Here is a 19334-nt window from a genome sequence, read left to right on the forward strand (position 1 = left end):
TATTAAATACAAAATTATAGTTTTAGTATGTATTGTGCTATTTTAAGCGTTAAAAGGAAACTTACAGTATTAGCTAACTGCTGTTGCTTGTGCATTATACCTAAAGTTTTAGAATTATCTGTATTACCACAAAAAGTAAACCAATCAGGAAGAGACTGTAGACGACTAGCTTCTCGCAATGATAATCCTCTATTTTGCTCTGGATGAATTATCATACTTTTACGATAATTGCCAATTGTGATTGAAGGTTCATCCCATTTTAATCGCTTGTAGATATTACTGTGAGTATTTTCTATATCGGAATAGTTAGTCATCATGTGTCGAATATTTTGCCAGTTGCCACCAGCCGGAATATGTCTATATCTATCAATTACATAATTCGCTTGTTTTGAAACAATGTGACCTTCAATAGTACCTGGAATCGCCATTTGGCGCATTTGTTGCAAAAATGGATTCGAGCTTAATTGTCCCAGTGTAGGTTCGTCATACTCCTGAATAACTCGCCCTTCACCATTTTCAACCACAGGCAGGTCAGCAATTGCTTCTTTTACTGTCACATAGTTATGTTTACCCATTGCTCCATGTGTAGGTAACGGAAATGCTCCCCATTCACCAAAATGATCAACTGTATAACCTAAATCTTTGTGCAATGCCAATAGGAAGAATCGATTCCGGTGTTGGGGAACTCCATACCAAGCAGCATCTAGAACTGTGGGAAAAAGAACATATCCAGCATCCGTAAATTTTTTTGCAATATAATCAACTACCGTTAATTTGTGCTTATTTTTACTTTTATTAGAACGAGGAGTCCATAAAATACCTTGCACATTTTCCAAAAGAATTGCTTTTGGTGCTAGTTCTAAAGAACATTCAATAAAGTACTCAACGAGTTGATTATAAGTATTTTTAGCATTCCAATTAGTTCGATTAGATTGTGAAAACCCTTGGCAAGGTGTTCCACCAATAACAATATCAACCCCATCTGCTTTTTTGACAGCTTCATGTACAAGTTGACAATCGTTTTTTTTGGTTAAATCGATAGGAATAAAATCAGAAGGAATACTATCTTCAACCCTGTTAATTGAGTCATAAAAATATTTATAATTAGTTTCGAGACTTTTTAAAAAAATTGGATTAATTTCGGCAGAGTTTATAATTCTAAAGCCTTTTGTTTTATCGCTAGCCATCAGAAATCCAACGCCCATCCCGCCTGCTCCCGCAAAAAGCTCCACGACACGTACATCATTTCTGGATGCTGTAAGCGCACCATGTAAAGCAGTATCTTCAGATATCGAAGATAAAGAGCTATTAAGTTCTTGATCTTGCTCTTTAGATAATTTGATATTCGCTCTGTAACGAACTCTTGAACCTGGATTGCAAGCTGGCTTGATCATGAAATATTTTTTATCAAACAAAGAATTAAATTATAAGATACTTTTCATTTGGGCTGAATACTAATGTAAAAATTGAAACAAATATTATGATTGTAGTATTAGCACTTATTTAGCATAGTTTTGGAGATTTTCTTTAATTGTTGATGCACATAAACACAGTAAAACGGTATTATAATTTGTTTCTAATAAAGTGCCTCTGATGCCGCTTGCTTGTCAAACTCGCCATTTTTAAAGGCTATTCATGTGGCGGTTCGCGTGATTAAGAATATGAGATACTTCATCTATTTTTAGATAATAGATTCATTGAATAACCAAGGCCCTCCTTTGGGTGCTTATAGAGCTACATACATAACATATTTAAGCGTTTAACCGTATTAACAGTAAATGTTCCATCACTATCAGTGCCAACAAATCAGCCTTAGAATACTAAACATTTCGTCCTTTACCACTTACCTTAACCGTAGGTAGCATAACACCCTTTCCCATTGAATTATTAGCGTTGCTGGTGTAAAAATTACAACACACTTAATGGCTTTTCGCAGTTGTCCTCGTTTGGATCTACTTTCTCCTAATTTTGCTAAAAGAGAGTGATCCATATCACAAAGCAGCAACTATATTTTTATACCTTAGAAAGACAAAACGAATAAGATGCTGTCCCAATACCGTTCGGTTAAGGAATTTCTTGGTTGAGGCAGGCAGGGGGAGCAGGGGAAAAAAGAATTGAACATATACCCTCTTGCTTCTCCTGCTTATCCGAACCGCATTGGCCCTCCAGTATTGAATTGACACAAAGCCATGTCCTGATTCATCGCATGGCAATCCCTCAACATTTACAGTCAGCAATGCTGCGGCGTTCTGCAAATTCGGCAATTTTTTAAGTTATTCCCGTGAGGGATTAGCCCAGGAAATCGGTGATTGGGCAGAGGGAGTTTCTGAGTCCGGTTATTGGATTGCCACAACCCATCCATTTTTAATCATTGCTATCCGCTTTTTAGTGATCCAGCAAAGGTTAAATAAATTGCGTAGCTTTGAATCAGAATTGGATGTGACTGCTGTTGAACAACAGATTCACCAAATCCGCACAGCTTTGGGACGAATCAGAACTGTAAAAAAAACCCTGACAGAAATTGGGAAGGGTATATCTGTTATTAAAGTTGAGGCAGATGCATTAAACGCAGATATTCAATCAGCGCTGAAATCAATTGAGCAAACCCTGAGTTTCGTTCCAACTGAAAATCCTGGCTAACAGTTTAGCTAGCATACTCCTGCAATATTTCTCACCCAATAACCCACCCAAGATTTTTTAATTCAGCAAATGATTTAAGTTATGGAATATTAACACAGGTAGTTCAAGTGAATTATTTATTTTAAATCAAACTGTTATATTACGAATTTCTCCGATGCTACCATCAAAAAGCACTTTACAAACTCCAGTAGCACCATTTCGATTCTTTGCTACGTTAATCTCCATCACCCCTTTGTCTGGGGTCTTAGAATCATAATATTCATCTCTATAAAGAAGCAGCCCTACATCCATATCCTGTTCTATATCGCCTGAATCCTTAATATCTGCGATTGCAGGACGTTTGTCTGTTTGATTTTCGACACCTCGATTAATTTGTGCTAATGCCACAAAAGGACAGCTAAACTCTTTGGCAAGGTCTTTAAATGCACCAGAGAATTTTCCAATTGCTTGCGCTCGATTCGAGGCTGCTCTGTCTCCTAATTTTTGGATATAGTCCATGACTATCAATCCTAAATTCCCCCTTTCAAACTTAATTCGACGCAATGCAGAGCGCATTCTAATGGGATTCTGGAGACTGGCTGGTGTATCATCAATAATGATAGGTAAGCTATACAATACCTCTAAAGCTTTACGAAGTTCAGCTACCTCACTTTTATAAATTTTGTTATGAATCAGTCGATGAGAATTAATTTTAGCGTGCATTGCTAAAAATCGCTTCGTTAGCTGTTCTTTACTTGTCTCAGAACTGAAAAATACTACAGGAAGATTGTAGGTTAGGGCAACGTGATTTGCAAAATGACAGCCGAGCCAAGTTTTCCCCATTGAAGCTCTGGCTGCAATCACTATTAAATCTTCATTCAGCAATCCACCCATTAATTTGTCTAAGTCTATTAATCCTGTGGATAAAGCAGGGGTTACTTCCTGCCCTAATTGCTTCACAATCAATGATAGAGAATTACTGATTGCTTTTGGGCTGAATTTATCAACTTTATTTTCTGTAATTTTGAATATTTTCTCTTCTGATAAATCAATAACTTTCTCTAAATCAATAGTAGTGTCAAAACCTAGCTCAACAATTTTACTTCCTGCTTCAATTAGCTGGCGGCGTTTATATTTTTCTAAAACTAATTCAGTATAGCTGTCTATGTTGTCTGCTGATACTTTATTATTGGCTAACTGGGCTAGTTTATTTCGTCCGCCAATGTTTCTCAGCAGCTTGTGGTCGGACAACCAACTGCCAACAGTTGTTATATCTGTTAGCTTGTCTTGATAATACAATTCTAGGGCTGCTTTATAAATTTGTTGATGGGCAGATAAGTAAAAAGCATCAACAGGAAGTTTATCGGCGGTTTTACTAATAGCACTAGCATCTAGCAAAATACTGCTTAGTATGCTTTCTTCGGTATCTGTATCCTGTGGAAGAAATTTCTCAGTCATTGGGTTGAGCAAAAATACTACTTAAAACTTTCAGTTCTTCTCGTGAAGCCAATTCTTCCTCTAATATTGACTGCCTATTATCAAAATAAGTTATATAGGAATTAGATGTGGTTTCAGGTTTGTTCTCTGGTACATATTCTTCCTTAATTGCTGCGTATAGCCATTTACTAGAATCATCAATCTTATCGCCTTTAATCATAGCTTGTTTTAAAGCTTGAATCGCATTGTTAACAACAGATTCGGGCTTTGATTTAATCAGTTTCTTAAATGTTGCATTAAATTTAATATTTAGCGCATATAACTCGTATTCAACTTGTTTCATAAAGCTTAATTGCTGAGATTTTAATTCATCTTCGCTATTTTTAGATGTTTGACCATTAATTGGTACAACATTATCTCCGTGAGCAGGTAGATTTTGTACAGGTAAATTAACTACCTTTTCTTGGGCAGTAGGCGAAGAAGCTTTCAAGTCTTTAATCACAATTCGTAAAAGCTTTACCTCATCCTCTAAGCCTACAACCTGTGCAGCCTGGGCTAGAAGCTCCCTGTTCATTCGCCGCTGCTCATCTAGTATTGTTTGCAAGCGCTTATTTGATGCTTTGAGTTTTTCTAGTTCATTTTCTAATGCATCAATGTTGCGTGCAGTGCGTGGTTTCTGGGCGGACTCCTTCTGTTGTTTCTGTGCTTTTTCAATTTCATCACGCAGGTGTTTATTAACAAAGCCAACACTGAAACCAGTTCGCCTTGCCACCTCATTCTGGCTGATAGTGACACCCTGATTTAGCATTTCCTGAATGACAGCTTGAGCAGAAAGAATTCTCTCCTCACGCTCACGGGCAGAACGTTCTCGCACCTGTTGACCATGACGGCTACGTTCTGTCTCATCCCAGTTCCGGTGAATTTGTCGCTTCTTTTCCTTGTTCATCTGCTCCCTCTAGCGCATCAATAATACTCTCTAGAGCGTTTACAATTTGTTGATAACTTTGATAAATTTCTGAAGAGCCATGACTAAAGGCAATCTCCTCTTTTATTTTTAATCGCTCAAGTTGAGATTTGTAATAAAAAAGTTTATCGGCAGAAGCAATATGATAACCGCAGGTGTAGCACTTTCCAAAGCGGGGACAGAATTCACGGAAAGAGCAGTAGCCATAAAGGGGTTCCCCACTGAGCATTGTTAGCCCATCCAATTCATGTAATTTTGAATTCTGGCGTAGGCTTTCAGGATTCAGGCTTTCAGGATTGCTATCGTAGGAATAATATTTCTGATCAAGATTTGCCATTACACTAGCTACATCCAGCAGTTGACCAGCCTTATAGCGCGTATAGTGCCGCCTTGTAGTTCTTTCACTACGGTGTTTAAGCCAGCTACGGACAAAATTTAGGCTATAACCAGTGTTTATAAGTTGTGTTGCTTGTGATGGCCGTAGAATAGCTCCAGTGAAGTTTGCCAGTTTTCCGTTGCTGTCTAGAATCTTACATTTTTCGATGAGAAATCTAATGACTTTAACCATAGGGTTATCAAAAGCTGCAACCATTGGCGGGCGCTTTATAGCTTTCATCTGTGGATAGTTTGGATAACCAGTTATCCCTAATTGCTGATAATGGCAGAAAAGGTAAGGATAGTCATCACCAAAAAGTTCATTAATGTAAGTTTTCTGCTTTTTAATAAGGTGAACAATCTCAGTTGGAACGGGTAGCCTATGTTCGTCCGATGATTTTTCACGCTCAAACTCCACCCACCAAATAGTCCCGTCCTGGTCGGGCTTGCAACAGTCTTTACGAAGATAGCACAGTTCGCCCGGACGTGCCCCAAGATGAAAACCTAGCATGAACATTAGCTGTAGTGATTCTGGTAAAATATGAAGATTCTCTATAATTGCTTCGATAACAGAGTCTTCTAATGGATCAGGTTCCTCATTGAAAATTTTTGGATAGTCAAAAGAAGAAATTAGCGTAGATGGAGTGATAAAATTCTGCGTTTCATTTCCCCAGTTAAAAAAAGTGGACAGGCGGGAAATAAAATTTATGAATGTACTATTTGCTAAATGGCAAAGTTCTTTATTGTAATAAGTTGCTAGCAAATTTCGATCTATTTCCTCGATACAAGTTACGCCCTGCCGTTCAAGAAACCACCCAAAATGCCTATAATTATGTAGTTCTGCAAACACTGTTTTTCCTTTTATGCCAGAATTGATACGCCAAATTACATAAGTTTTAATCAAATTTACGAACCAGTTTGAACCACAGTTAGTAAAGTTTAGAAATAAGCTCTTTAATTTGTACTCCTCAATGCCTGGATAGAGTACTCGTAAATCCCACCTGTCTTTCTCAAACTCCCAAGGCTCCAAAGGGATTGTTTTTCCAAGCTTTCGCTTTGTACTATTACTCCAGTCTTTTCCTTCTCCCGTAAACTCTTGACTACAACTTAAGCAAATCATTCTTTTTGTTTGTTTATGTCTTTTATTGTCATAATACTCTGTTTTTAATACTACCTCGTTTTGCTTACAATTCGGACAAGAAACATTGTCTATAATCAGCAACTCTGAATCATCCCAATAGCTATATATAACTTTACCTTCATGGGAAATAGTTCGTCTCTTTCTACCGCCCAACGTAAATCTCCTATTACATTCCTTACATAGGCATAGCTGGACAACACTATATTTGCGTTCTAGAGGCTTCCCATTTTTAATAGTTTCAGAACTCTCACAGTGTGGACAATTTACACCCGCAGGTTGAGCTTGTTTACTGCCCAACGTAAATCTCCTACCACATTCCTTACATAGGCATAGCTGGACAACTCCATGTTTGCGTTCTATAGGTTTTCCACTTTTAATAGTTTCAGAACTCTCACAGTATGGACAATTTACATCCGCAGGTTGAGCTTGAGCTTGTTTACCGCCCAACGTAAATCTCCTACCACATTCCTTACATAGGCATGGCTGGACAACCCCATGTTTGCGTTCTTGAGGGCTTCCTCTTTTAATAGTTTCAGAACTCTCACAGTATGGACAATTTACATCCGCAGGTTGAGCTTTGTCTTGACTCATTATGTATCTCTTTTACTGTTGCAAGCTAACAATGATAGGGTTAAGAATATTGATGAACTGACGAGCGCTATTAGCGCGACGACTGTCTGATTGATTGTTTTCCAGGCATTTATCCAATAACTGTTGGTTTGCCTGTTTTATCTCTATTAATTTAAGTAAATGCTCCTGTGAAAAACGAATATGTTCGCAACCTAAACATACATATTCAGACTTGCATTCTTTAATAATGTCAGGTCGAGCGCAAAGTCCTAGTTCCACCTGTCTAACTGTCCATTCTTCACGAATGAATTCACTATCTTGGTCTGTAAAATAAATAGTAGTCCGTTCTCCATCTTTGTTTACTAGCACTCTCTCTATACGCTTTTCCTGCTGTTGTGGTGAAACGTAAACATAGGAGTCCTGCATATTGGGATTAGTATGTCGTAACCCATGCTGAATTAAATCTGGGCGTTTACCCATACGATCAGCTACTGTTGCATAAGTGCGTCGAAACATGTGAGTCGTTACATACGCTAGATTGCCATCATTAGTACGAATATCGTTTTCTTCAATAAGCGATTTTAGTAGCTGATTAAGTTTATGCCCTACATTTATAATTTGCTCTTGATGGTATGCAAAAATGGGTGGCCAACCTTTACCCGAAAATCCTGGTCTACGGCTTCTCCAGTTGGGAAACAACCACGAGAATGTGTCCCCAAAATGCTCCCGGACAAATGCCTGTTGTTGATGCACTAGCGGTATCAATTCTTCAGGTATGTCTTGCTCTTGTTCTATGTCGTTTTGTTTACCTGTACATAGACGGATTCGGTGTATCTCCTTACGTGTCCTTAAGCAATCCAAAGGAATTTTAGCAAGTTCTATACTTCTAGTTCCCAACGCCTCATGTAACTTGAAGATGAGATAGATAGGTTTATCTAGTTGTTCCAAAGCTAGATCAATTTTATGTTTAACCTCCTCTGGGATAATGTTAGGAGATTTTGCTTGTTTATTAGATGGCCAACTCCCTTGAATTTTAAACTGAATACAACCTAGCTCATTTAGTACAGAAAGGAATCCTAAAACAGCACATTCATTAACTTCGGTTACATTTTCTGCCCACTTTTGCACAACTTGATAATTTAATACAGATGGTGTGACATACCCCTGATTAACCAACCAAACACTAAATTTATTCACTGCACTAACAATATTGGATAGCCTACTTAAGCTCCACCGTCGGTTTCCGACCGCAATAAGTGCTGCCAGCTTAACTAAATCTTTCAACCACTCCAGAATAATTATCTGAAAATTTATATTCTTACGTCCGGCTAGGTGTGCCTCTTCTCTCAGTAGAGGTAAGTCCTGCTCTATATTCCAGATATCTCGTTGCAACCTTACATCAGTGATATATGTAGATGCTATATTTCCAGGATGAGAAAGTATTTCAAACAGTTGTGCCTCTTGTAATGCTACGGTCATTTTCCTTCTGTTACACGTTCCATTTCATTTAACATTTCAGCCTCGTCAAAGGAATGCTCATAAATATCTAAGGTTGTAGCGATTGACTTATGCCCCAATTGTCGTTGTACACTCTTTGCTGTCTTCTCTTGATCTTGTCCTTTTTCCCTTCCCTTACGAATGTTGTGAGTTGCAAAGGTGTGCCTGAACAAGTGCGGATATACCCTTGTTATGTCGATATCTGTTTTTTGATGAAGTCGTTTTAGCAACTTGTTTAGATTTTGCGGTTCCAATGGTTTACCGTAACTGGCTGAACCTTTATGTAAGACGACGAAAACCATGTCATGTCCCAAATTTTTAACAACATCATGGGGATAATCGATATCAGAGTATTTACTAAGGATTTTGCAAAACTCTCGATTTGTCATAAGTCCAGCTATAGAAAGTTCGCGTTCCCGACCTTTAGCATAAGCCTGATTAATATTGTCTCGACGTACTATCTTCAGTGTTCGAGCATTCCAATCTATATCAGACCAATGAAGCCCCAGTAGTTCACCTTTTCGCATACCAGTATCAGCCAGGAGCCAAAGGATTAGCTTGTCTCGATTTTGGTAACAGGCATTAATTAGGGTACGCACTTGATCAGGGGTTAAACAACCAGGAAACTTTTCCCGCTCCTTATTTTTTACCAACCTGACTTTAACAGGTGACTCCTTTCTGTAGCCTGCAAACATCCCACTTTGCTTCTCTCTACGGGGTTTGCGATATACGCACAGGTTTTTGTCATCGAAAGTTTTTCTCCTGACGTGAAAATCATAGAATTGCACCACAGCAGTCAATGCCAAGTTCACTGTAGATTCGTTACGTGGAACCAAGATATTTTCTGAGTTAGAAGAGACAAAATTTTCATCAAGCAGCAACCCACCAGTTAAATACCAGTGGTTGAACTCAGCCATTTCCTCTAGATCAAAGTCCTGCCAGTTAAGCACTTTTATGTCTAGATATTTCCAGAAAGCTTTGAGCTTCTCTGCGTATGTCTTAATTGTTCCGATAGCAGAACCGGATGATTGCTTAAACCGCAAAAACTGCTCAACAGGCTTAATAACCTGATAATTATCATCTACTAGATGCCACCGAACTAATTCTTTACCGTCCGGCAAGCGTTGTACTGAGTCCAGAACTTTAGCCACCATGAATAGCATGAATAACGTGAATAACTTACTTAAAAATAAGTTTACACGATTAGTGGTATTGTTGTTGTTTTTTTGAATAGATAGTTAATGTATATAAAATAGAAAAAGTACACCTCTGTGAGATAATGAAATCTCTCCAGGACGAGGGAAGCTACCACCACCCACAAGAGAAGGCCCGGATGCCGAGTGGTGGGGACTGCGAAAAGGGCGATCGCGTACCAATGAACCACGATTTTTCAGTAAACCAGCTACCGAATGAATGCGAGTCACTTCCAAAGATTCGGCAAAGCTCAAAGGCGGTAAAATTCCCGGTAAGCGCCTTGCTAACATCGTCTTGCCACTACCGGGCGGCCCGACAAAAATTAGATTATGCCCACCAGCCGCAGCAATTTCTAAAGCACGACGCGCGTGAGCCTGTCCTTTCACATCATGCAAATCTGCGCCAGGGTAAGATTCTTTTGTGATCTCTGTTGTACTATCCATCTGTACGGGTTTGTAACGCCCCGGATTATTTAAAAAATCCACCACCTCAGACAAATGTTTGCAGCCATAAACAGCCAAACCTTCGACTACTGCCGCTTCTTGGGCATTATCAGCAGGGAGAACTAAACCGGCAATTCCCATCTTTTGGGCTGCTGCTGCGATCGGTAATACACCAGCCACAGGGCGTAAGCTGCCATCCAAAGAGACTTCACCCAAAAATAGATAATCCCCCAATAAATCAGCACTAACTTGTTCAGAAGCCGCCAAAATTCCCACACTAATCGGCAAATCGAAACAGGGGCCTTCTTTGCGTAAATCTGCCGGAGTTAAATTAATTACTATCTTTCGCATCGGAAAGGCAAAGCCAGCATTTTTCAAAGTTGCTTTAACTCTTTCTCTTGATTCTTGAATCGCTGAATCTGGCAGTCCCAAGACAACAATTCCCGGTAATCCTCCTGAAACATCGACTTCCACGCCTACTTTGACGGCATCGATGCCCACAATTGATGCACTCCAGACTCTAGCAAGCATTTCTTATATAAGAGTAAACCTTTCAAATCTCTAACAAATGAGTTGGTAGATTGGCATTAGTGAAACCACATAGACGATTTCTCCACTTACCGCTTGCAGCAAATGTAGGCTTCCCAATTCATTCACAGTCTTAGTTTGGCAGTAGTGCCAAACTGTAGTAAGTAGGTAGGTGGAAATAAACTAAACTATCTTACTAAAAGTAAACACGCCTAAAACCCTTACTAATGACAAATGACAAATGACAAATGACGACCCTCACTAGTTAACTTTATTTACGCCCACCTACTTATCAATTAAAAATTTGCTTTCGAGAGTTTTTCAATTTGTCCGGTAAAGTATGCTTCCTCATGTTTGAGTTGTTGTGCCAGTTCTAAGCCTTTTTGAAAAGCTGTTAGTGCTTGCGGAAACTCTTTGCGTTCTAGATACAATTGCCCAATTTGGTCATAAGCTTGCATCATTCCGTAAAAGTTGGCAGCTTGCGTCTGTGTCTGCACAAGAATTTGGCTAGCCTGCAAAGCCTCGTCTGTTTGTCCTTGAGAACGGTACAGCGCAATTAGCTTCTGCAAAGCTTCACCAGCACGAGCATACTCCTGTAATTGCCAAGCAGTGGTATAAGCTTCTTGATAATTGTTAAAAGCTTCTAGCAGTAAGTTAGGATCTTTCTTGGCTAGAAGTTCGTAATCTGAGGCGATCGCTAGTTTTAATTCTGGTATTTCAGTAAGCTTATTCTCATTGATGTAAATTTCTACTAGTTTATTACGTATATTCAATGATTGCTGTGGTTGTTGGCTCTGCTCGTAGATGTAAGCTAGTCGTTGCAGATATGTTACCTCGTTTACACGTTCACCTTGGGCAGTAGCTAAACTCAATAATTCTTCGTAGATTGGCGCAGCTTTGGGATAATCAAACCAACTCAAATGTAGTTCTCCAATTATTTTGAGGGTTTCTACTACGGCTGTTGTATCTTGTTGCTGTCGTATTACTAGCAAAACTTGGTCGTAAGCTTCCAGAGCTAGTTTAGGCGATCGCACATTCTGATAAGCTTGACCTAGCGCTCGCCACAATTCTAAATCAATTGGAGCAGTTGTTTTCTGAGATTGGGCCTGCTTTTGAATCGCTTGCAATCGTTGAGTAATATATTGTACTTCTTGTCCGTCATTTTGATTCCAAGCGATCGCCCCAACTCGTGATAGTGCTTGCACCTCTGCTAATGAACCGAAAAAGCGCCGCAAGCGCAGTTCTCGGTTCCAAATTTCAAACGCCCCTACCTTATCCCCTGCTTGCAGTTTCGCCGCAGCTTCTTGATTTAACCCATCTAACGCTGGCTCTAACTTTTGCCGTTCTTGGAGAGTTAACGGCTGTTTATCTTTAGGCGATCGCGGTAGCAGTGGATCAGGTGTGGTAATCTCAAGAGGACTGGGAGGAAATTTATCCGGTGGTTTGGGCTTCTGACTCTGTGCCAGCGCCAAGGAACTGCTAAAGAGTATAGTGGCAGTAACGATTACAATTAAGCGCCTGAGCATGGGTACTTTACTTTGCCTTGAGTTGGTTACATAAGGTAATTCTACGATTCATCTAAAGCATCCTGATTTTCTACAGTTAGAGTATCTATCTTATATTTAAGTTCAATAATTGCGTAGGCAAAGCCGACCAAAGGTATCGCAGCCGGGATTTTTGAGTCGAGAAAGTGTCAAAATAATTCTAGATAATTTTTAAGCAACTAGTTAATCGTTTTGTAATGACTCATTCCACTGATATCGCCACCTTAGCCCGCTGGATGGCAGCTGACTTTAGCAATCAAGAACAAGCCTTTGAAAATCCGCCTTTTTATGCTCATATCCGCGTCTGTATCCGTCCTCTTCCCTTGGAATTGTTCTCAGGGGTAAGTTTGTTTCTCGAACAAGCTTATGATTTTATGCTCAATCAACCCTACCGGATGCGGGTAATGAATTTGATACAGGCAGAAAACCACATTGCTATTGAACACTACACCGTTAAAGAAGAACAAAAATTTTACGGTGCATCTCGTGAACCCGAACGCCTCAAAGAGTTGTCTGTTGAGCAATTGGAAAAAATGTCAGGCTGCAACATGATTGTAGAGTGGACAGGTAAGAGCTTCAAAGGCAGAGTTGAACCTGGTAAAGGCTGCATAGTTGTACGTGACGGCAAAAATACTTATCTGGATAACGAATTTGAGATTGACGCTAAAGAATTTTTCAGCCTTGATAGGGGAAGAGATTTAGACACCGACGAACGTCTCTGGGGTTCTATCGCCGGTCCCTTTCACTTTGTCCGTTGGAGTAATTTTGCCGATGAAGTAAAAGTGTGAGGAATTAAAACTCATAACTCTAATCTGCTAAGAGTTGTTTGTGCAGATAGTCAACCCGTTATTAGGATTTTTTAGCGATCGCCTAAATACTACTAGAAACATCCAGTTAACCCACTATCTCTAGCTCAGAATCCTATGCTATCATGGTTTAACTAGCGCCCAATGCCTACTAAAATATCTTAAAAAGATTAGAGTAGTTCCGGGAATCCCGCTGTGGCGGCATAGCCAAGTGGTAAGGCAGAGGTCTGCAAAAGTCATTAGAGATGGTAACTAGTAAGTCCCAAACCTTGGCAGAATAAGCCTTTCGGTCATTTCTCACAGGAGTATAACCAAATCTCTCGTTAGAAAATGATAGCTGTTCTTTTCTATTAGCTATCATTTTTTTTGCGAGGTTTTACTGTGGTCGGGGCATCCAGGAATACTATTGGTATCGAAAACTTCCGTGGTTTTTTTAGGCTGCGGCTACCATCTTCTATAGCTAAAGGATCGTCTAGGTATTTCAGTACTGGCATATCTGCGACGCAAGAAAACCATAAAAAAGCACAAATTATTGCTTGGGCGATAGAAGAGGATATAGCCAAGGGGGATTTTGACTGGACACTCAATAAATACAAGCCTCAAAGTACAACCTTATTCCAAGCTCAAGAATGGGTTTGGAATTTAGAGAAGCTTTGGGAAAAGTATTGTGAGTTTATGCGATCGCAACTGTCCGAGACGACTTATCAGAAGGACTACGTTCGGAAGTTCGCTAATCATATTAGAACGCTCCCCAGTAAAGATGCTCGGAACGCTATACAGATAAGAGACTATCTTTTAGCTAAATCCTCTACAGAGACTACGAAACGAGTACTTACATACCTATCTGCTTGCTGTCGATGGGCTGTGAAATCAAAACTACTGCCGATCAACCCTTTCGATGGGCTGGCAACTGACATCAAGAACTCTAAAAGTAATACTCTTACCGCTGCTATTGACCCTTTTTCGATTAAGGAACGAGAGTCAATAATTACTGCTTTTGAAGCGCACAAACTACACAAGCACTATGTTCCGTTCACATCTTTCCTTTTCTTCACGGGTTGTCGCCCAGGTGAAGCGATAGCCCTTACTTGGCAACACATTAACCCTGATTGTACAGAGATACTATTCGCAGAAAGCTACGACACGAGGCTGAATATTCGCAAAACCACCAAGACAGGTAAAAGTAGGCTATTCCCATGCAACACAAGATTAAGGAAGTTGCTATTAGAGATTAAGCCAGAAATTTTTACCCCTACTACTACTGTATTTCCGTCCCACCGAGGCGGATTAATAAACGCTAGTAAGTTTACGGCCCAGGTGTGGCGAGGATGTCAGTCTGGTAAAAAAACCTACAAAGGCATCGTTACCAGACTCGTAGAAACTGGGGAAGTTACCCGCTACAGACCGCCATATAACTGTCGCCATACTTTCATCACGGAATGTTTGGAGCGCGGCGTGCCCGTGGCCCTGATTTCTCGTTGGGTTGGGAATTCTCCAGAAGTTATTTTTAAACATTACGCGGGGGTCTTGACTGAAGCTTCAGTCCCAGAGTTCTGATTCCTTATTCCTTAGATTAAGGATCTATTTTCTTACGCACAGAAGAAAATCCTTAGCTCTAACGTTCTGATTCCTTATTCCTTATTCCTTAGATTAAGGATCTATTTTCTTACGCACAGAAGAAAATCCTTAGCTCTACGCTATCAACTTTTTTTGATATGAGAATACTCTCTCGAAAGCACCAAAGTATTATTTTTTACAAATTTCTGAAGTTCGTATTTCTTGTATAGCAAGGGTTACAGGTTTTGAGGCTAAGTAAAAGCACATAAGCAAACTAAAGTGATGCCGTAAATTGGTATCACGTGTGTTACAGTATTTATAGAGTATAAAAAAGCACTCAACTGTTGAAACATGAAAGATACAAGACTACAAATCAGAGTCACTCAAGCAGAGAAGAAAAGCCTTGCCATTCGTGCCGAGAAAATAGGCTCTACTGTATCCAATCTCGTGCGCGTTGCCGCAGGGTTGCCGGCTAGTGACAGTAAACATTGATCCAGAAATAAAAAAGCCCTCCAGTTGGCACTAGAGAGCTTTTTTAGTTTTTTTTCTTAAAAATCACCCATCCACCTTCGCCCTGAGAAAGCAAGTGGATGGACTACTTAGAACTAACGCCGTAAGGCCGGCATGATTATGAATTATAGTTGCGATCCAAAACAAAAACAAGATTTTTATTACAACAATTATATCACAGAAAAGAGTCAGAAGCTAGACAGAGCAAAGGATATAACCTCACTGACGGGTTACAAAGCTTTTGATGAATTTATCCGCCTCAGTTATAACTCAGGCGATACAGCTTGGTTCAAAATCGGCAATAACCGATTCATAGTTGGCCAAATAGATAAAGATGGTAGCTTGGGCGAAGTTTGGGAAACCAAAGGGGAAAACACAGAACGCAAGAGAACCACACCACATCCAGACGGGTACACATTTCTCTCTGATTTGGCAAAGAGAAACTATGGTGGGGTCTTCTATATTCCTGGTAAACCTGAAGAGTTCCCGCTCAAAGATTACACCTACGCCTCTAACGATATTGGCGCGGAGATGGACGACGGGACAGAAGAAGAACAACTCGGACGCATCAAATTCGTAGAGGAATTGAGTGGGTTACAAGCGTCTCTACTGATTGGTTCTGGCGGTAAATCAAAACACACACACTACATTCTTACTGAAAGTGTAGACATTGACCGTCGCTCTTATTTTGCTAAATTACTCTGCATTGCTCTAATTGGAGATCCAGCCGTTACCAACGCGCATCAACCAATGAGAGCGCCTGGGTTCCTTCGTAGAGAAATAAAGGATAATCAATTACGAGAGAAAGAGCAATTACTAGAGAAAGTTGGCGATCGCTACACACCTGAAGCATTTAGCGAAGGGATGGAGCGCTGTTTCGAGGCTTTAGACTTCAAATTCTACGATGAGGCAGATTTTTCAGAGGAAAGATGGAAAGAACTTAAGCGCGTTCTATCGTCCAAGGATTTTAATCGCCTCAAGAAAGAGATTGAAATTAAGAGGATTCTTAGCTTAAGTGAAGAATATCTCCCAGCAAATACAAAGAAGAAGGCATCTGAAGAGAAAGCCGCTATTCGTAAAACTAAAGCAGAAACCAGTAAAGCGCTGGGCTTTAATTATATCGGTGGCGGGAGTCTGGTAGATGCCGTTAACGAGTGGAAACGCACGGGCGGCCGTAGCTTGTTTGACTGGAGCGGTCACAATTGGGACGGCGCAGATAAGCGCGGGTGTTGCCCGTGGCATGATTCCACAACAGGTACTAGCTTTTGGCTGTCTGAACTAGAAGACGGAACTGTACTTGCTCACTGCCCTACCTGTACCGATAACGAAGGCATTGACGCTCTAACTTATCAGTATTCACTCCAGTACGGCACAGTCACACACCCCACTGGTAAAGATTGGGCAGATTTTGCTAAGAAAGTGACTGGCTTTGTAGATGCTGCCCCATTCACTCCTACACCGGAAGAGGCAGAGGACTGGAAAGAGAAATATGAACGTGCGCGGGTCGAGAAAGCTATATTTAAGTTCACGCGCAAAGCTGATGTAGAAGTATCTTCTGGCTATCTCCCAAACCTTAAACTAAGCGACATTCCTTCTAGGCATCTAGGCTTAAAAGGGGATTGGGGCATCGGCAAGACAACCTTAATCTCTGGTTTATGCAAGGGTTACAACGGTAAAATCATCCAAGTTGGACACCTTAACGCACTGTTAGAGAACACCTCACCAAAGTTTCTTTGCATCCACCACAAAGCGCTCAAGGCTAACGGTGATTATGATTCATTACATAGCCGAGAGGGTAGCCGGATTGCAATTACCATTGATTCCTTAGCATCTCAGTTAGACCCCGAAAAATGGGCATGGGGTAGAAAATTCATACTTATTCTAGATGAGGTTGAGCAAGTACTAGACTACTGCCACCACTCGCAAAACATTAAAAGTAATCGCCTAGCAGCTAGAGCCAAACTGATTTGGTTGATTAAGAATGCCGAATACATTGTCAGTTCCGATCGTGATTTGTGCGACGCAAGTTTAGATTTTATCGAGGGGATTTGTGGAGACGGCAAGAAGGCTTACTTAATCCACCACACCGAGCAAAAAGGGCTTGGTAGAACGGTTAAGGTTAACACCAACACTACAAAAGACGTAGTTTTAGAGAGGATGGTGTGGGATGTTCGCGCAGGAAAGAAGATTGCGATCGCCTGTGAAAATAAAACTGACCTGCTAATGATTGAAAAAATCTTAAGCCAAGTCGGAGTTACAGACAAAGAGTTCTTTTTCGCTCATGGCGACAACTCCAACGAGAAGGGTGTTAAGGAGGTCATAGCACGGATTAACGAGGAATATACCAATTACAACATCCTCGGTTACACAATGACTCTTGGAACAGCCGTTAGCCTGGAAATTCCACACTTTGATAAGGTTTACGGATTCTTTACTGGTGATGCTTTCGGCGCAGGTAAGCAAGCGCAAATGTTATTCCGTTACCGGATTGAGTGTGAAATTGAGATTTGGGTTAATCCTCGTAAGCGCACTCTAGAGATTAGCGAAGAGAAGATGCTTAAGGACTTGACTAGAAGCGAAAAAGAAAATGGTAAGTTTCTTGCAAGGTTTGACAAGTTAGATCATCTAACTCCATTAGGTGCTTGCCCAACAATCGACGGCTCAATACCAGCATCAGAGATGGACTGGCTAATGCACGGTTTTGGCATTAGGGCACGGGAAAACGCTTCAATGGCTAATCCATCCCAAAGCCTTTGTGACCTGCTAGAAAGCGCTGGATTTGATTTAGAGATTGAATGCAGTGAAGATACAGTGAAAACCTTAGCAGGTGAAGAAGGGCGAGAGATTAAGAAAGAAATCAAGGAGAAAGATGATATTGCGATCGCCCACGCTAAACTCTTAACCGATGATGAATATAAGGAAGCACTCAAGGGTTCTGGTTCCTTGACTAAAGAGCAACGGAACGAACTTAAAAAGACTTTCTTAAATAAGGAAACGGGGCTAGAGGTAACGCCAGAGCTAGTTAAGAAGGAACGGACTAAGAACTTTACCAGCGCTGTGAAGATGCTACGGATCGTCCTTGGCAGCGAAGAAGATGCGATCGCCGCAGATTTGACCCAGGCAGAGGGTAAATCTGTAGGAGACAAGAAATATTACAGCCTACGCCGCAACCTATTCATTAAGCTCGGCGCAGTTGACTTAATTGAATACCTTATCCGTGGGGGTAGCTATGCCTCTAAAGGTGGTAATTCACTAGTAAAGGAAGTAGCAAATAATATCCGTATCAATAAGAGCGATATCAAACGCCTACTGGGGTACAAAGTGAATACTGCCAAGATTACCAAGAACGCGATCGGGGGCGAGATTGACGAAGCGCTACAAAACTACAAAGTCTCTGATGCTAATTTAGTCAACGAACTCTTGGGTAAACTTGCCATCAAACCAGCAAGCAAGGATAAAAGACTGACGACCGGGGAGACGTTCAGAATTTACTCTCTTGACCCTCAAAACTGGGATGAGATTACGGGCGTAATTGAGCATCAAAAAACGCTCAAAAACACGCCAAAATGGGAGACTTTTTTAGAGGCAAAAAAAGCTAAATTTTTAGAGGCTGAAAGCCAAGCAGGGCAAGGGCAAAACATGGCCGCACCCCCTACTAACTTTTCCTATATAAAAGACCAAGGGGGTGCGGCCATAAATCAGCCCATTGAAATGACCATCAAAAATGAGCAAAAACCACAACCGCTCCCCCAGGCTTATGAATCTAAGGAGCTACCCGATCCAACAGTGCGGATGATGGAACGACTAGCCAGGGAGTTTGACCCCAGCCTAGTGCCTTCGTTCTAGAACGCTAAGGGTATGACCAATACTTATACCCTTAACTAATTACTCATTACTCCCGCGCTTTCTGCCCCATTCCACCGCTTAAAGCGCTCTAAACGCCAATCCTACCAATACAGAAAAACAACCGCCTTAATGACCATTCTGGCGAGGCATCCCCCAACCACCACAACAATGCAAAGGGACTAGGGAGAGTTGTTTTTCTGCCTGTACTGAGCTATGCTGAGTATTAAGCGTCACATAGACGCTACTCATCGCTATTTCTAAACTCTTGCTTGTTCGCGTTTGTGCAAAAATCCTCGCTGCTTT

Annotated in this window: 13 protein-coding genes and 1 pseudogene; 5 read left to right on the forward strand and 9 right to left on the reverse strand. The window is 40.7% G+C overall.

Annotated elements, in window-relative coordinates; translation table 11 throughout:
* Positions 1-14: 14 nt before the first annotated feature.
* Positions 15-1394, reverse strand: coding sequence for a DNA cytosine methyltransferase (locus tag HUN01_RS28480; RefSeq protein ID WP_181928976.1), 1380 nt, complete (start codon positions 1392-1394; stop codon positions 15-17).
* Positions 1395-2412: 1018 nt separating this feature from the next.
* Between HUN01_RS28480 and HUN01_RS28485 the strand changes: the two genes are divergently transcribed.
* The gene (locus tag HUN01_RS28485) at positions 2413-2640 is read left to right on the forward strand and encodes a hypothetical protein (RefSeq protein ID WP_181928977.1); all 228 of its coding nucleotides are present in this window, start codon (positions 2413-2415) and stop codon (positions 2638-2640) included.
* Between the two features lie 126 nt (positions 2641-2766).
* Here the strand turns inward: HUN01_RS28485 and dnaB are convergent, their stop codons facing one another.
* The 7 genes and pseudogenes from dnaB to HUN01_RS28520 form a co-directional block, all read right to left on the reverse strand.
* Positions 2767-4077, reverse strand: a complete 1311-nt coding sequence (gene dnaB, locus HUN01_RS28490; protein WP_181928978.1) for a replicative DNA helicase — start codon at positions 4075-4077, stop codon at positions 2767-2769.
* Positions 4070-5002, reverse strand: coding sequence for a DUF6262 family protein (locus HUN01_RS28495; protein WP_181928979.1), 933 nt, complete (start codon positions 5000-5002; stop codon positions 4070-4072). Before HUN01_RS28495 ends, dnaB begins: the two co-directional genes overlap by 8 nt.
* Positions 4959-7127, reverse strand: coding sequence for a tyrosine-type recombinase/integrase (locus HUN01_RS28500; RefSeq protein WP_181928980.1), 2169 nt, complete (start codon positions 7125-7127; stop codon positions 4959-4961). The genes HUN01_RS28495 and HUN01_RS28500 overlap by 44 nt, the downstream gene beginning before the upstream one ends.
* 12 nt (positions 7128-7139) lie before the next feature.
* Complete coding sequence (locus tag HUN01_RS28505; protein ID WP_181928981.1) at positions 7140-8585, reverse strand: tyrosine-type recombinase/integrase; 1446 nt, start codon at positions 8583-8585, stop codon at positions 7140-7142.
* A complete protein-coding gene (locus tag HUN01_RS28510; RefSeq protein ID WP_181928982.1) occupies positions 8582-9757 on the reverse strand; it encodes a tyrosine-type recombinase/integrase in 1176 nt (391 codons plus the stop codon). The genes HUN01_RS28505 and HUN01_RS28510 overlap by 4 nt, the downstream gene beginning before the upstream one ends.
* A 99-nt stretch (positions 9758-9856) precedes the next feature.
* Positions 9857-10771: pseudogene (locus tag HUN01_RS28515) on the reverse strand (YifB family Mg chelatase-like AAA ATPase); the annotation flags it as partial.
* A 293-nt stretch (positions 10772-11064) separates the two neighbouring features.
* The gene (locus tag HUN01_RS28520) at positions 11065-12294 is read right to left on the reverse strand and encodes a tetratricopeptide repeat protein (RefSeq protein ID WP_181928983.1); all 1230 of its coding nucleotides are present in this window, start codon (positions 12292-12294) and stop codon (positions 11065-11067) included.
* A gap of 215 nt (positions 12295-12509) precedes the next feature.
* Between HUN01_RS28520 and HUN01_RS28525 the strand changes: the two genes are divergently transcribed.
* Positions 12510-13100, forward strand: coding sequence for a chromophore lyase CpcT/CpeT (locus HUN01_RS28525; protein ID WP_181928984.1), 591 nt, complete (start codon positions 12510-12512; stop codon positions 13098-13100).
* 169 nt (positions 13101-13269) lie between these two features.
* On the opposite strand, the gene HUN01_RS28530 is transcribed toward HUN01_RS28525, so the two are convergent.
* Entirely contained in the window at positions 13270-13479 is a 210-nt protein-coding gene (locus tag HUN01_RS28530) for a hypothetical protein (RefSeq protein WP_181928985.1), read from the reverse strand.
* A gap of 20 nt (positions 13480-13499) precedes the next feature.
* Between HUN01_RS28530 and HUN01_RS28535 the strand changes: the two genes are divergently transcribed.
* From HUN01_RS28535 to HUN01_RS28540, 3 genes are all read left to right on the forward strand, one after another.
* Positions 13500-14675, forward strand: coding sequence for a tyrosine-type recombinase/integrase (locus HUN01_RS28535; RefSeq protein ID WP_181928986.1), 1176 nt, complete (start codon positions 13500-13502; stop codon positions 14673-14675).
* Between the two features lie 351 nt (positions 14676-15026).
* Positions 15027-15167, forward strand: coding sequence for a plasmid mobilization protein (locus HUN01_RS36755; protein WP_476703928.1), 141 nt, complete (start codon positions 15027-15029; stop codon positions 15165-15167).
* Positions 15168-15299: 132 nt separating this feature from the next.
* Complete coding sequence (locus HUN01_RS28540; RefSeq protein ID WP_181928987.1) at positions 15300-19031, forward strand: plasmid replication protein, CyRepA1 family; 3732 nt, start codon at positions 15300-15302, stop codon at positions 19029-19031.
* The last annotated feature ends 303 nt before the right edge of the window (positions 19032-19334 follow it).

This window comes from Nostoc edaphicum CCNP1411, assembly GCF_014023275.1.
In the GTDB taxonomy this organism is placed as follows: Bacteria; Cyanobacteriota; Cyanobacteriia; order Cyanobacteriales; family Nostocaceae; genus Nostoc; species Nostoc edaphicum_A.